Annotated in this window: 14 protein-coding genes and 1 tRNA gene; 12 read left to right on the top strand and 3 right to left on the bottom strand. The window is 33.7% G+C overall.

What is annotated here, in order from left to right; genetic code table 11:
• Positions 1–33: 33 nt before the first annotated feature.
• Positions 34–507, bottom strand: coding sequence for a glutathione peroxidase (locus AC1RPX_RS03845; protein WP_481761432.1), 474 nt, complete (start codon positions 505–507; stop codon positions 34–36).
• An 81-nt stretch (positions 508–588) separates the two neighbouring features.
• Complete coding sequence (locus AC1RPX_RS03840; protein WP_409022237.1) at positions 589–1,122, bottom strand: 3'-5' exonuclease; 534 nt, start codon at positions 1,120–1,122, stop codon at positions 589–591.
• A 189-nt stretch (positions 1,123–1,311) separates the two neighbouring features.
• On the opposite strand from AC1RPX_RS03840, the gene murB reads away from it, so the two are divergent.
• Both murB and AC1RPX_RS03830 read left to right on the top strand, forming a co-directional pair.
• On the top strand, positions 1,312–2,211 hold the full coding sequence (gene murB, locus AC1RPX_RS03835; RefSeq protein ID WP_481761431.1) for a UDP-N-acetylmuramate dehydrogenase: 900 nt from the start codon (positions 1,312–1,314) through the stop codon (positions 2,209–2,211).
• Between the two features lie 20 nt (positions 2,212–2,231).
• On the top strand, positions 2,232–4,349 hold the full coding sequence (locus AC1RPX_RS03830) for a cation:proton antiporter (RefSeq protein WP_481761430.1): 2,118 nt from the start codon (positions 2,232–2,234) through the stop codon (positions 4,347–4,349).
• A 38-nt stretch (positions 4,350–4,387) separates the two neighbouring features.
• Here AC1RPX_RS03830 and AC1RPX_RS03825 read toward each other — a convergent pair whose 3' ends face one another.
• Complete coding sequence (locus AC1RPX_RS03825) at positions 4,388–5,044, bottom strand: DUF1361 domain-containing protein (RefSeq protein WP_481761429.1); 657 nt, start codon at positions 5,042–5,044, stop codon at positions 4,388–4,390.
• Between the two features lie 156 nt (positions 5,045–5,200).
• Between AC1RPX_RS03825 and cdaA the strand changes: the two genes are divergently transcribed.
• The 10 genes from cdaA to AC1RPX_RS03775 all read left to right on the top strand — a co-directional run bounded on the left by cdaA (position 5,201) and on the right by AC1RPX_RS03775 (position 14,505).
• A complete protein-coding gene (gene cdaA, locus AC1RPX_RS03820; protein WP_409022241.1) occupies positions 5,201–6,043 on the top strand; it encodes a diadenylate cyclase CdaA in 843 nt (280 codons plus the stop codon).
• Positions 6,040–7,173 (top strand): CdaR family protein, encoded by a 1,134-nt coding sequence (locus AC1RPX_RS03815; protein ID WP_481761428.1) that lies wholly within the window; start codon positions 6,040–6,042, stop codon positions 7,171–7,173. Before cdaA ends, AC1RPX_RS03815 begins: the two co-directional genes overlap by 4 nt.
• A gap of 21 nt (positions 7,174–7,194) precedes the next feature.
• Positions 7,195–8,550 (top strand): phosphoglucosamine mutase, encoded by a 1,356-nt coding sequence (glmM, locus tag AC1RPX_RS03810; RefSeq protein WP_409022243.1) that lies wholly within the window; start codon positions 7,195–7,197, stop codon positions 8,548–8,550.
• Between the two features lie 215 nt (positions 8,551–8,765).
• Positions 8,766–10,583: a glutamine--fructose-6-phosphate transaminase (isomerizing) gene (glmS, locus tag AC1RPX_RS03805; RefSeq protein WP_481761427.1), complete on the top strand. Its 1,818-nt coding sequence runs from the start codon at positions 8,766–8,768 to the stop codon at positions 10,581–10,583.
• Positions 10,584–10,733: 150 nt separating this feature from the next.
• Positions 10,734–11,444: a glucosamine-6-phosphate deaminase gene (locus tag AC1RPX_RS03800; protein ID WP_481761426.1), complete on the top strand. Its 711-nt coding sequence runs from the start codon at positions 10,734–10,736 to the stop codon at positions 11,442–11,444.
• A 150-nt stretch (positions 11,445–11,594) separates the two neighbouring features.
• Positions 11,595–12,659 (top strand): ABC transporter ATP-binding protein, encoded by a 1,065-nt coding sequence (locus AC1RPX_RS03795; protein WP_481761425.1) that lies wholly within the window; start codon positions 11,595–11,597, stop codon positions 12,657–12,659.
• 235 nt (positions 12,660–12,894) lie between these two features.
• A complete protein-coding gene (locus tag AC1RPX_RS03790) occupies positions 12,895–13,203 on the top strand; it encodes a hypothetical protein (protein ID WP_409022247.1) in 309 nt (102 codons plus the stop codon).
• 77 nt (positions 13,204–13,280) lie between these two features.
• A tRNA-Asn gene (locus AC1RPX_RS03785) sits at positions 13,281–13,352 on the top strand.
• Between the two features lie 151 nt (positions 13,353–13,503).
• A complete protein-coding gene (locus AC1RPX_RS03780; RefSeq protein ID WP_409022248.1) occupies positions 13,504–13,656 on the top strand; it encodes a hypothetical protein in 153 nt (50 codons plus the stop codon).
• A 147-nt stretch (positions 13,657–13,803) separates the two neighbouring features.
• A complete protein-coding gene (locus AC1RPX_RS03775) occupies positions 13,804–14,505 on the top strand; it encodes a ribonuclease H family protein (RefSeq protein WP_481761424.1) in 702 nt (233 codons plus the stop codon).
• The last annotated feature ends 151 nt before the right edge of the window (positions 14,506–14,656 follow it).

Below are 14,656 nucleotides of genomic sequence, written 5' to 3'. Positions count from 1 at the left end.
AGCCTCTAAATGGGGGTATCAGCTAACTTGTTTTTATTTAACCAATTTTTCGATTTCTGGTTTCATCTTTAAAGGATTAGTCTTAGGTGCATAACGTTTAACAACTTGTCCATCACGATTAACTAAAAATTTAGTGAAGTTCCATTTAATTGAGCTACCCAACACGCCTTGCGTTTCATCAGTCAGGTATTTAAATAGTGGTAACGCATCTTCTCCATTTACATTTTGAATGGTATGCATTGGAAAACTAACGCCATATGTCATACGACAGGTAGCTGCTGCTTGCGCATCATTATCGACTTCTTGATGGAATTGATTCGATGGAAACCCAAGTACCACTAATCCTTGGTCTTGATAATCCTCATATAATTCTTCTAATTGTTTAAATTGTGGCGCAAAACCACATTTAGTGGCTGTATTAACAATTAATAAAGGGTGATCCTTGTACTTTTCTAATGAATAAGTTTCACCATTTTCTAGTGTAACCTGATAATCATAAATTGACATTGTAATTTCCCCCAATTTGGTTTGATTACGGTCATCATATAACAGTTTAAACAGTAGCCCTATTAATGTGCTTAAATTTGATTATGCTGGCTTCACAAATGGTTTTAAAATTTCTTGTCCAAATTCGTGTTCTTGATAGAGTAAGATATTGGCACAAGCAACGGAATCATCTAAGGCATTGTGATGATTTGTTAACGTGATTCCCAATTCATCACAAACCGTATTTAATTTATGATTTGGAAATTCTGGGAATAATTTACGACTTGTTCTAACCGTATCTAACAATAAAAATTGGGGTGTCTCTAATCCATAATAACCCAATGTATTATGCAAAATACTGTTATCAAAGGGGGCATTATGTGCCACGATTAAACTATTGTTCTGGAAAAGTGGCGAAATATGTGACCATAGTTCTGGAAACTTTGGTGCAAATTCAACGTCTTCTTCGTGAATACCATGAATTTGAACATTACGCCAATTAAAAGGTGTTTCCGGTTTAATAAGTGAATAAAATTCATCAACGATTTGATTATTTCGAACAACTGTTAAAGCAATTGAACAGGCGCTATGACGCTGATTATTAGCAGTTTCAAAATCCATTGTAACAAAATTCATAATTAACTCCTTTTTAATTCGATATGACTGATAAGGTTATTAAAATACTCGGTCTAATAATGTTAATAAAGTATAACAGTTAGGTTATACAATTAAAAGTCGCTTGTTTGTGCGTTAAAATAGAAAAATAAACATTGAACGTGTTAAACTAGAAGGAATTGCTAAATGTTGAAAGGAATCGAATAAATAATGATAATTGACACTTTTGTAGAACTATTTCCATCTATTAAAATTTTAAAAAATGAACCACTTGCTAAATATACAAATACTGAAACGGGAGGGATGGCTGATCTTTTAGCTTTTCCTGATGCAGTGTCAGATGTTAAAATTTTGGTGAATACAGCCAATGAAAATGGTATTCCTTTAACTGTTTTAGGAAATTCGAGTAATCTAGTTGTGAAAGATGGCGGTATTCGTGGACTTGTAATCATTTTAACGGATATGGATAAAATTGCTGTATCTGGGACGAAAATTATAGCGCAAGCTGGTGCCTCACTTATTGAGACAACAGAAGAAGCTTACCAAGCTGGCTTGACTAATTTTGAATTTGCTGCTGGGATTCCTGGGAGTGTTGGTGGTGCCGTATTTATGAATGCTGGTGCATATGATGGTGATATCAGCCAGGTATTGAGTGAAGTTAGTGTTATTACACGTACTGGTTATGTGAAAACACTAGTTAACGAAGAAATGAACTTTGACTATCGTCATAGTCAAATTCAAGATGATAATGACATCATATTAGAAGCAACCTTTGTATTAAAAGAAGGTAATAAATATGATATCCGTGAAAAAATGGATGAGTTTAACTTTTTACGTGCATCTAAACAACCTTTAGAGTACCCATCATGTGGAAGTGTTTTTAAGCGACCTGATGGACACTATACTGGTGTACTAGTTCACGAAGCTGGGTTACAAGGCTACCAAATTGGTGGCGCACAAGTATCAAAGAAACATGCCGGGTTTATTGTTAATGTAGACGGCGCTACTGCAACAGATTATATGGATGTTATTAAGCATGTTCAAAACGTTGTGTGGGAAAAATTTAAGGTTAGATTAGAAACGGAAGTTAGAATTATCGGAGAAGACTAAAGTAGAAAGGAAGATGGTAAATGCCGCTACTTGAATCGGTTATTGTTTTAGCTGCACTTGTTTTACTATCAAATGTTATCAGTCATTATCTGGTTTCAATACCCGTTGGATTGATCCAGATAGCATTAGGCTTTGTCGTTGCCTTAATTTTTAAAGTCTCAATTGAGTTAGAAACAGATTGGTTCTTATTACTCTTTATTGCGCCACTATTATTTAATGATGGTCGAAAATTTCCAAAACGTGAATTGTGGAAATTAAGAGGTTCCATTTTTGCGAATGCCATATTATTGGTTTTCTTAACAACTGTGGTAGTTGGATTTTTCATTCATCTTTTGATTCCAAAAATGCCATTAGCAGTTGGATTCGCACTGGCAGCTATTTTGTCACCAACGGATCCAGTTGCTGTGCAATCGATTGCTGAAAAAGCAAAATTACCAAGTAATATTTTAAATTTGGTTAGTGGTGAAAGTTTAATTAATGACGCAAGTGGATTAATTGCCTTTAAATACGCGATTGCTGCTGCGGTTACTGGCTATTTTTCATTTGGACAGGCGCTTGGTGATTTTACGTATATTGCGATTGTTGGTTTTATCTCGGGAGCAGTGTTAATGTTGCTGATTTCAACAATACGAGATTTTTTAATGAGGCAAGGGATTAATGATGTTGTTTTTAATACGATATTACAAATTTTAACACCTTTCATCATTTTTCTTTTTACGGAAGAATTTTTGCATGCATCAGGTGTTATTTCGGTAGTTGTCGCTGGCGTTATCTCTAGTATGCGTAAGAATACTTTCGCGACGTACTTACCTGAAATTAAGTTAGTAACTGAAAAAACCTGGGAAATTGTGGTTTATCTCCTGAATGGATTTGTGTTTATTATTCTTGGAATTGAATTACCAATTGCGATGTCAAAGACATTAGAAGATAACAATAGTAGTACTCTTTCGGCTATTATTGATGTTTTTGTCGTCTGGCTCTTTTTAGTCGTGATTCGTGTTGTTTGGACGTATATTAATATGTTATTAATTTCTAAGAAAAATAAATCAAAAAATAAGGCAAAGCCAAGTTGGCGTATTGCGTTAATATCAGGATTTTCAGGTGTTCGTGGTGCAATTACAATGGCTGGTGTGTTAACAGTCCCAACGATAATAAAAACAGGTGCTGCTTTTCCAGAGCGTTCATTAATGTTATTTATTGCTGGTGGCGTGATTATTTTAAGTTTAGTAGCCGCAATTTTGATATTACCTCTTTTAACTAAAGAAAAAGGAATAATGAAAACCAGTAATGAGGTTCCTGATGCTACTTTAGTTGAAGATGAGGATGCTATCATAACTAGTGATAGCGGAGATACGCAGTTCAATGAAAAGCAAGCTCGTATTTATATTATGCGAGTTGCTATTAGTCGCTTGGAATCTGAACGACGAGAATCTAATCAAAAAGTTGCCTATGAATTAATTTTAGAATATCAATTTATGATTCGTCGACTTGAGTTTTCTGATCAGGATGATGAACGATTACGCCAAATTGTTGAGGAAGAAGCAGACATTAGGCGAATTGCTTTAGATGGAGAACTCGAAGCGTTAGATAAAATGAGATTAAAGCAGGCTATTAGTAATAAAAACTATTCAATTATTAGTAAGAAAATTATGAAACAAAAAGCGAAATTAGGTCAAATTAATAATCGGAAAATCTCATTTGTAACGGTTAGAAATATTAATCATGCCTTTGTTCAATTAGGTAAGGTTGTGAGACGGACACTCTATTCTGAAAAAGAATTAAAAATGGTTTATGAACGACGAAATATAGAAAAAGCTTTAGCAAAAGCAGCTATTAAAGCACTATCAACGTATGTTAAAAAATCTGATGATGGCAATCAACAATTTAAGCAGCAAGCTATGTATCATTTGATTGTTTATTATCGTAATCGTATCGAAACATTAAAACGGACCAAAAATATTAATCAAGCCGAATCTGAGGAACAAAGTTACCAACTTAGATTAAAGGCTATTGCGGCTGAACGTTCTGCGATGCAGGAATTGATGGAACGAGGCTATATTACATGGTCATTAGCGTCAAGTTTACGTGAATATATTAATTATTCTGAAAATGTTATTATGCTTTCTGAAGAGGACTAAAAAATAGGTGTAACTCGCAATTTATATGCGAGTTACACCTATTTTATTGTTTTTCTATAGACTTCTAAGCAAATGATAATAACTAGTTGGACTATTGTTAGTAAAACGACAAAAGCTAACATTTTAATTGTCCACATATCGGCAATCAATTTTAATGTTAATTTTGGTGATGTTAGTAGGTAAACAGTGTGTAATCTTAAAAAACGACCAATATAGACACCGACAGATGACAAAATAGTTAGGCCAAATATAACGACATAACGAAAATAATAAGGTGTTAAGTGTAGTCGTTCTTTAATTTGGTCGGCAATTTGAGAAAATCCAACGAGTGCAAGTAACGTACATGATAAGGTACTTACCAACAAATAAGTATAGTTTAGCCACATATGAATATCTAATTTAATTAATCCTGTCATTATGTCATAGGGATGCAGTAAGCTTAAATGAAAAATATCAGTTAATAGGTAAGGCGCGTTCGGATAAAAGAATAGCCAAGCTGCTGTTAACAGCCAAAAATAAGTATTTGATAATTTATCTTTGATGTGAAAAGCTAATTCAATTGGCAGATAACCTAAAAATGTATTTAAGAGTAAAAAATTAAAAGGTGATTGTTGGTTGTAAACGAATAAGTAAATAATAATTAAGTAACATATAAAAAATAATCTGATACCGTGCTTTACATTTGTATTTATCATAATGGTCATCCTTTTCTATAGTAACTTCAGTGTAGCAAAAAATGAGATGAAATCAAATTAATAATCCGGTAGATAATAGAAAATATGGCGGGATGAGGAAACAAATCTAACAACGTGGTATAATAAAACGGTTAATAAAATAGAGGAGGCCGAGTGATGTCCATTAACTGGGGTGGTCTTGTAACGTGGGGGCATATGGTCAATATACTAGATATTATCGTTGTCTGGTTTGTTGTTTATGAACTCATGGTACTTTTACGAGGAACAAAAGCGGTTCAACTTTTTAGAGGAATCATAATTATTGTTGTGATTAAGCTAATTAGTGTGGTCGTTGGGCTACAAACTGTATCTTGGATTATGGATCAAGTTATCAATTGGGGTGTTATCGCCATGGTTGTTATTTTCCAACCGGAAATAAGACGTGGATTGGAACATCTTGGTCGTGGATCATTTTTTTCAAGAGGTAAACAGAAAAACAAAGACGAAGAACATATGATTGCTGGACTAGACTCAGCTATTCAATATATGTCAAAACGTCGAATTGGGGCATTAATTACTATCCAAATGAACACTGGATTGGAAGATTATATTGAAACCGGAATTGCATTAGATGCTGAAATTACGGGTGCATTATTAATCAATATTTTCATTCCCAATACACCATTGCATGATGGCGCGGTAATTATTAAAGATAATAAAATAGCTGTTGCGGCGGCTTACTTACCATTATCTGAAAGTAACTTAATTCCAAAAGAATTAGGAACTCGGCATCGTGCTGCAGTAGGTATCAGTGAAGTAACCGACGCAATTACGATTGTTGTGTCAGAAGAAACAGGTTCAGTGACAATTACGCGAAATAACGAACTTATTCGTGATTTATCACAAGAAGATTACCTTAAATTATTGAATACTGAATTAATTAAAGATGATGAACCTAAAAAGAACAACCCTTTCTGGGAATTTTTTGAACATTTCGGGCGTAAGGGGGATAAAAAATGAATCTAAATAAATTTTTTAATAGTCGCTCATTTTTTATTGGAACCTCTTTAATTTTAGCAATTTTATTATTTGTTTATGTTAATTATGATCAGTTAGCAAATACAAATAATTTTTCCGATTCAAAAACAACGAGTCTAGTTGCAAATGAATCAAAAACGATTGAGGCTGGCCTACAAATTACGGCCGATAGTGATAAATACTTTATTACTGGATATCCTAAAAATGTAAAATTAACATTGGACGGTCCTGGCGCTTTAATTACAACAACTGTGAATACACAAAACTTTAGAGTGTTTGCTGATTTAAAGGGTTTAAATCCTGGAAAACATGTTGTTAAGTTACAAGCAGAAGGATTAAACAAAGAAATTAGTTATAAAATTAGTCCCGCTACAATTTCTGTTAATATACAAAAACGTAAGACAACGACATTCCCTATTCAGGTGAAATTTAATGAACGTCGTTTAGCGCAAGGGTATAAGAGTGGGACGCCTGTTTTAGATAATAATACGATTTCTGCATCCGGTGCGGAAGGCGATGTGAATGCTATTTCAGAAGTGGTTGCACAAGTAAATGTCAGCAGCAATCAGATCAAGTCAACAATTTCACAAGAAGTCTTACTTGAGGCCTTAGATGTAAATGGTAAAACTTTAAATGTCGTCATGACCCCATCAACAGTCGGTGTTACAATACCGGTTGAGAGTACTAAAACCACTAAAAAATTACCTTTGAATTTTGTTTCAAGTGGAACTGGCGTATCTGGGAAGACGTATAAGTTTTCAAGTGATACAAAACAAGTAACGGTAACGGGTACAGAATCAACCTTAAGCAAATTAAGTAAACTTGATGTTGTGGTACCAATTAATAAGATTAGTGATTCCGTTACGAAAACAATTAGTATCGATTTGGATAAGAATAATTTAATTTCATCAAATCCAGAATCTGTTAAAGTAAAAATTAGTGCTTCTGGTGGAACCGCAGCATCAAAAACTGAAAGTAGTGAAACAACAACTGATCAGACATCGACGAGCTCTGAAACCAGTTCAGAAAGTAGTGAAAGTGCTACTTCGTCTTCATCGACAAGTTCTGATAGTTCAAGTAGTTCAAGTGAATCAACGAACGCATTAAATTAATTAATTAGTGAGGAGAAAATAATGAAATATTTTGGTACAGATGGTGTTAGAGGAATTGCAAATAAAGAACTAAGTCCTGAGTTAGCATTTAGATTGGGACGTTTAGGTGGGTATGTTCTATCAGAGCATGCACAACTTGAAAATAACGATAGACCACAAGTGCTTGTTGCGCGTGATACACGAATCTCTGGTCAAATGCTTGAACAAGCTTTGATTTCAGGGTTATTATCAGTTGGGATTGAAGTACTCTCATTAGGCGTTATTTCAACACCTGGTGTAGCGTACCTTGTACGTGCCCAAAATGCAGTTGCTGGAATTATGATTTCAGCTTCACATAATCCCGTTCAAGATAACGGCATTAAATTTTTTGGTGCGGATGGTTATAAACTATCTGATGAACAAGAAGAAGAAATTGAAGTTTTATTAGAAAAAGATTCTGATGATTTGCCAAGACCAGAAGGTGAAGGCCTTGGAGTATTAGCAGATTATCCAGAAGGTGTACTGAAATATACACAATTTTTGGAACAAACAATTCCTGATGATTTAGAAGGAATTCATGTTGGAATTGATTCAGCTAATGGCGCAACAAGTGGACTTGTTTCACGTTTGTTTGCTGATTTAAATGCTGAATTTGAAACAATGGCAACTTCGCCTGATGGATTAAATATTAATGATGGCGTTGGTTCAACACATCCAGAAGGATTAGCTAAATTTGTAGTTGAAAATAAGCTTGAAGCCGGGATTGCTTTTGATGGCGATGGTGATAGATGTATTGCTGTTGATGAATTAGGTAATATTATTGATGGCGATAAAATTATGTACATTTGTGGATTATACATGAATGAACGTGGTCGCTTGAAAAAAGAAACAGTTGTGACAACTGTTATGAGTAATATTGGACTATACAAAGCACTTGAAGCAGCTGATTTAACATCAGTTAAAACACAAGTTGGTGATCGTTATGTTGTTGAAAAAATGCGTGCTGACGGTTACAACATTGGTGGCGAACAATCTGGACATATTGTATTCTTAGATTACAATACAACTGGTGATGGGATGCTAACTGCTATTCAATTGCTAAATGTTATGAAGAAAACAGGCAAGAAGTTATCTGAATTAGCTGCAGCTGTTCAGACTTATCCACAAGAACTTGTGAATGTTAGAGTGACAGATAAGCAAGCTGCATTAGATAATCAAAAAATTAAAGATAGTATTGCAGAAGTTGAAGCAGAAATGGCCGGCGATGGCCGAGTTCTTGTGAGACCTAGTGGAACTGAAAATTTATTACGTGTTATGGCCGAAGCACCAACAGAAAAAGAAGTTAAAGCTTATGTTGATCGAATTGTGCAAACAGTTCAAACTGAAATGGGCGTTTAGAAATTAAGCGAAAGAGTCATTTGAATGAAAATTCAAATGACTCTTTTTTTATTTTAAAGTTGATTTAAAATATAGACCAATATATTAATTCTTGACAAAAAAATATCAGAAAGGTATATTAATAGATATTGATAAGGGTTACTTGTTTTTTAAACATCTATACCAATTTTAAAATAATAATAAAAAATACATTTAAAAAAAGGATGACATAAACTATGTGTGGAATTGTTGGCGTAACAGGAAAAACGAATACTGTTGAAATTTTAATTAATGGTTTGGAAAAATTAGAATACCGTGGTTATGATTCAGCCGGTATTTTTGTTGATAACAAAACGGGTGAAGATTACCTTGTTAAAGAGGCTGGACGTATTTCGAATTTGAAGTCGGCCATTGATGATAAGGTTCATGGAACTGCTGGAATTGGACATACGCGTTGGGCAACACATGGCGTACCAAGTAAATTTAATGCCCATCCTCATGTTTCTGAAGATGGCCGCTTTTACCTTGTACATAATGGCGTTATCACTAATTTTTCTGAGTTAAAAGAACAATATTTAAAAGACGTAAATTTTGTTAGTGAAACAGATACTGAGGTTGTTGTTCAATTAATTGGATATTTTGCAAATAAAGAAAATTTAACTGCTAAACAAGCATTCAAAAAAGTTTTATCATTACTTGAAGGTTCTTCATATGCTTTCTTGATGATGGATCGTGAAGAACCAGAAACATTGTTTGTGGCTAAGAATAAGAGTCCTTTATTAATTGGTGTTGGGGATGGCTTTAATGTTGTCTGCAGTGATGCCATGGCAATGTTGAAAGAAACACATGACTTCATTGAACTCATGGATGGTGAAATGGTTATTGTTAAACCTGACTCTATTGAAATTGAAAATAAAGCTGGTGAAGCCGTATCACGTGATTCATATCATGTTGAAATGGATGATAGCGATTCAGAAAAAGGCGCATATCCATTCTACATGCTAAAAGAAATCGATGAACAACCAGCTGTTATGCGACGTTTATTGAGTGAGTATGTTGAAAATGAAGAAACTGTTAAAATTGATGATAGTATTTTAAACGCAATGAAAGCTGCTGATCGCATCTATATTGTTGCTGCAGGGACAAGTTACCATGCCGGATTAGTTGGAAAAGAATTATTTGAAGGTTTAGCTAATGTACCAACAGAAGTACATGTTGCTTCAGAATTTGGTTATCATATGCCATTACTTTCAGAAAAACCATTCTTTATTTTCTTATCACAAAGTGGTGAAACAGCTGATAGCCGTCAGGTTCTTGTAAAAGTTAACGAAATGATGTACCCAAGTTTAACAATTACAAATTCAGCAAATTCTACACTTTCTCGTGAGGCAACATATACGTTATTATTACATGCTGGTCCTGAAATAGCAGTTGCCTCAACTAAGGCATATACAGCTCAAATTGCCGTTGAAGCACTTTTAGCAAAAGCGTTAGGAACAGTTACAAAACAAACAAAAGCTCTTAATTTTGATGTTTATCATGAATTAACAATGGTTGCAAATGCTATGCAAGCTATGGTTGATGATAAAGACTCAATTAATGACTTAGCGAAAGAATTCTTAAGTGAAACGCGTAACGCTTTCTATATTGGTCGTGGTATTGATTACGATGTTTCAATTGAAGCTGCACTTAAATTAAAAGAAGTCTCTTATGTTCAAACGGAAGGTTTTGCATCTGGTGAATTAAAACATGGAACTATTGCCTTGATTGAAGAAGGCACACCAGTTGTAGCTATTATTACTGATAAACCGACTGCAAGTCATACACGAGGCAATGTTCAAGAAGTCTTGGCTCGTGGAGCAAATACAATTATCATCTCAACAGAGACATTAGCAAACGAGGGTGATCAAATTGTATTACCAGATGTTTCTGACTTATTAACACCGTTAGTAAGTATTGTGCCTGCACAATTATTGGCTTACTATACAAGCCTAAACCGTGGCTATGATGTTGATAAACCTCGTAATTTAGCTAAGAGTGTTACTGTCGAATAAGATAGATTGAAGAAATGATATTACCTGTTTAAGGGTAGTATCATTTTTTTGTTTATTATTTGGTATAGACCTATTGCTTTTTTTAAAATGATATTGTATTATTGGACTATACCAATTAGAGGAATAAATAATTGAAAAGAGGACAATCAAATGAAATTAATTATTGTTAAAGACCAAAACGAGGGTGGCCAAAAAGGCTACGAAATTTTTAAAGCTGCTAAAGAAGCAAATGCTAAAGTCTTTGGACTTGCTACAGGAAGCACACCATTAACAACCTATGCCGCAATTACAGCCAGTGACTTAGATTTTACGGATTCAACATCAGTTAACTTAGATGAATATGTTGGTTTAGGTGAAAAAGATTCACAAAGTTACCGTTACTTTATGAATGAAAATTTATTTAGTAAAAAACCATTTAAGACATCTTACTTACCTAATGGTCTTGAAAGTGATTCAGAAAAAGAAACAAAACGTTATGACAAAATTATTGAAGATAATCCAATTGATTTACAAATTTTGGGTATTGGTAAAAATGGTCATATTGGATTCAATGAACCTGGAACAGCTGAAGATAGCTTGACACATAAAGTTCATTTAACGGAGTCAACGATCAAATCAAATGCACGTTTCTTTGATAACGAAAATGATGTTCCTGAATATGCTTATTCAATGGGTATTGGATCAATCATGAAGTCGCACAAGATTTTACTTGAAGCTTTTGGTGAAAGTAAGGCAGAAGCTATTAAGGGAATGATTGAAGGCCCTATAACAGAAGACCTACCTGCAAGTTTCTTACAAAATCATGATGATGTAGTTGTCATTGTTGATGAAGCAGCTGCAAGTTTATTAAAAAATAAATAAAATTATCATCCATATGTAGAACTAATTCATTTAAAGCGTTAAAATAAATGGATTGGTTCTATTTGTGTTTTGTGCTTGCTTGACGGCTGATAGTAAGTCTAGTAACATGATGACAATTGTAAGAAAATACGTTTTTAGGAAGTTGAAAAAATGGTCGATTATAAAATTAGAGTAAAAAATGTCACAAAAGAATATGACTTATTTAAAACAAAATCTGAACATATCAAATCATTCTTTTCTTTTAAAAGTACGACGGTACCTCATTTTTGGTCTCTTAAAGGAATCTCGATGGATGTTATGAGTGGAGAAACACTTGGTTTAATTGGCGTTAACGGCTCAGGTAAATCAACGTTATCCAATATTATTTCGGGGATTATTCCACAAACAACCGGTATTGTAGATGTTCGCGGAGAAACTTCTATTATTGCTATCGGCGCTGGATTGAGAGGCCAACTAACCGGATTAGAAAATATTCGATTAAAAGGTTTAATGCAGGGTCTAACTAACCAACAAATTGATGATATTTTAGATGAAATTATTAATTTTGCTGATTTAGGTGATTTTGTTTATCAACCCGTTAAAAGCTATTCTAGTGGGATGAAATCTCGTTTAGGCTTTGCTATTGCCGTGCATATTGATCCTGATATTTTGATTATTGATGAGGCATTGTCAGTTGGCGATGATACTTTTTATCAAAAATGTGTTGATAAAATTAACGAATTTAAAGAACAAGGAAAAACAATTATTTTTGTTAGTCATTCATTAAAACAAATTGAAATGCTATGCGATCGTGTCGCATGGATCCAATATGGTGATTTAAAACAAGTTGGTCCTACTAAAGAAGTTGTCACTAAATATAAAGCTTATATTGATTGGTTTAAAAAATTATCAAAAAAAGAAAAAACAGCGTACCAAAAGAAACAAAAAGAGGCTCAAAAAGCGTTTAGTATCGATGACTATCTTATTAACCAAGTAGACAAAGAAAGTGCTGATGAAGCAAATTTAGGCGTTTCAAAGCAAGTTATTACCGAAAAGGTAAAAAAGGATTTCTATGGCTCTGTTTTAAATGAAAAAATGTCTAAACCAAGTAAGGTGCTAACAGCTGTGATTTTAGTCGCTGTGGTATTCTTTAGTTTAGTAAATATATCAGGGCATTCAATAAGTCATATTATTGAGAACCCAACAAGTATTGTTCATCCAGATAATACGAAATAATAGGAAAGTGTTGGCGTAGATCATTCGACAGCACTTTTTTAATACAAACTATTGACAACGCTTACATTTGATGTTATCTTAAGTTTGTAAGGTATATGAATTACCTTTATCAATTCTCTTTCTCTCTTATGCTAGCCACTATTGCGATGTAGTGGCTTTTTTTGTGCTTGTTGTACTTATTGTCAAATGTGTTTATACTTAATTAAGAGAATAGATGTAGAAAGTTGGGTTCAATATGAAAAGTCATGAAGTTTTATCATTAATTGAAGAAATTACTAGAAAAGATGGTTCTAAATATTTTGAATTATCGAACATGGTACAAAATGGGAGAGCAGAACTTGCAGTTCAAAGAGATTTATTGAAAGAAGTCCGTATTCTACAGTTAAATATTCCCAGATCATCACACGTTATTAATTATGAAAAATATATTAATCAAAATTTTGAAATGCCACTAGAAGCATTTACTGAATATCAAGAGTGGCATAAAACAGAAGAAGCTCAAAATGATTTGAATGCGATATTAAAAGACAATCATATTGAGTAAATATTACCAAAAATATCTTTACAAAATAGGTTAACCTATGGTATAAAATAGTATAGACAGAAATGAATTATAAAGATTGCTCAGTAGTTCAGCGGTAGAACGCTTGACTGTTAATCAAGATGTCGTAGGTTCGATCCCTACCTGAGCAGTATTCATAGAGGATGATCGACTTACTGCCGGTTATCTTTTTTTATTTATGAACTTAATTTTTTGAGTCCATTATAAGAAATTAATGATTAACTTGAATTATTTCTGAATACAGTTTAAAATTAAGAGATTGTAAGAAAGGGGGATTGCGAAATGTCATCAAACAACCATACAGGTGTCGGTAACGATCGTCGTCCAGTTAATACTCCAAACAAAAAGAACCGTCGTCGTAAACAACAAGAACTTGCTACTTTCTTAAAAGAAAGCAAAGCTAACGACGCAGCAGTTGCAGCAAAAAAAGCATAATTTAGTTAAATAAATGATGGCCACCGTTGATTAGAACGGTGGTTTTTTTGCATACTTTAGAATGAGTATTTTTTATTTAAATATATTTTTAGTGCCTTTTAGCTTACAATAAAAGAATCAATAAACTGACTAATGGAGTGATTTAAATTGGCTAAGAATTTTTATGCAGTATATAAAGGACGTAAAACGGGTATTTTCACAAAATGGCCTGATGTGGCAAAGTTGGTTAATGGATACGATGGGGCACGATACAAAGGATTTGAAACGCGAGATGAAGCCCAAAATTGGATGGATGATGGGGCACCTAGACCAACAGCGACAGGTAGTAAAAAAAGTGCGACAGCAGTTCATCAATCCGTAACTTTAACTTCAGATTCAATTCAAGTCTGGACTGATGGTGGTTCGAGAAATCATGGTAATAAATTAGGCGGTCACGTCCTAGCAGAAGATACTGCGGCATGGGCTTTTTATATTAAAACACCGGGTGAGACCTTTTCTGGTACAGATGGTGAAAAAGGTAAAACTAATAATCATATGGAAATTATGGCATTTCTTCAAGCTATGAAAAAATTAATTGATTTAGGATTACGAGAAGAACACGTCGTATTTATATTAGATTCGAAGTATGTCTTGAATGCAATTCAAAAAAATTGGTTAGTAGGTTGGCAACGTCGAAATTGGAAAAAAGCGGATGGTCAAACAGTACTTAATGTCGAACTTTGGCAACAAGTTGCTGAATTAATACCAGCTTTCACTAATGTTGATTTTGAATGGACAAAGGGTCATGCAGATAATGAAGGTAATAATAAAGTTGATGAATTATTAAATGAAACAATGGATAAAATGTAAGATAGGTGAAGTGGATTTCTACTAATGTAGAGAGCCACTTTTTTTATTTAAATGAATTCAAATTAAGATGAATAAAAAAGATTAGGCAGTAAATTAAAACGTTTACTGAAAGCGGTTGCTAAAATTCTAACGTGGTGTTATTATATTCATG

This window comes from Dellaglioa sp. CoH-56-MRSF-14 (genome assembly GCF_056782115.1).
The sequence above is the reverse complement of the archived record's forward strand: the minus strand, read 5'-3'. Positions and strand labels throughout refer to the sequence as shown.

Excerpts from the sequence above, each read along its gene's own strand:
- AC1RPX_RS03840 (WP_409022237.1), bottom strand. The coding sequence starts at position 1,122 with ATGAATTTTGTTACAATGGATTTTGAAACTGCTAATAATCAGCGTCAT.
- AC1RPX_RS03790 (WP_409022247.1), top strand. The coding sequence starts at position 12,895 with ATGAAAAGTCATGAAGTTTTATCATTAATTGAAGAAATTACTAGAAAA.
- AC1RPX_RS03845 (WP_481761432.1), bottom strand. The coding sequence starts at position 507 with ATGTCAATTTATGATTATCAGGTTACACTAGAAAATGGTGAAACTTAT.
- glmM (WP_409022243.1), top strand. The coding sequence starts at position 7,195 with ATGAAATATTTTGGTACAGATGGTGTTAGAGGAATTGCAAATAAAGAA.
- glmS (WP_481761427.1), top strand. The coding sequence starts at position 8,766 with ATGTGTGGAATTGTTGGCGTAACAGGAAAAACGAATACTGTTGAAATT.
- AC1RPX_RS03830 (WP_481761430.1), top strand. The coding sequence starts at position 2,232 with ATGCCGCTACTTGAATCGGTTATTGTTTTAGCTGCACTTGTTTTACTA.
- murB (WP_481761431.1), top strand. The coding sequence starts at position 1,312 with ATGATAATTGACACTTTTGTAGAACTATTTCCATCTATTAAAATTTTA.
- AC1RPX_RS03780 (WP_409022248.1), top strand. The coding sequence starts at position 13,504 with ATGTCATCAAACAACCATACAGGTGTCGGTAACGATCGTCGTCCAGTT.
- AC1RPX_RS03795 (WP_481761425.1), top strand. The coding sequence starts at position 11,595 with ATGGTCGATTATAAAATTAGAGTAAAAAATGTCACAAAAGAATATGAC.
- AC1RPX_RS03815 (WP_481761428.1), top strand. The coding sequence starts at position 6,040 with ATGAATCTAAATAAATTTTTTAATAGTCGCTCATTTTTTATTGGAACC.
- AC1RPX_RS03800 (WP_481761426.1), top strand. The coding sequence starts at position 10,734 with ATGAAATTAATTATTGTTAAAGACCAAAACGAGGGTGGCCAAAAAGGC.
- AC1RPX_RS03825 (WP_481761429.1), bottom strand. The coding sequence starts at position 5,044 with ATGATAAATACAAATGTAAAGCACGGTATCAGATTATTTTTTATATGT.
- cdaA (WP_409022241.1), top strand. The coding sequence starts at position 5,201 with ATGTCCATTAACTGGGGTGGTCTTGTAACGTGGGGGCATATGGTCAAT.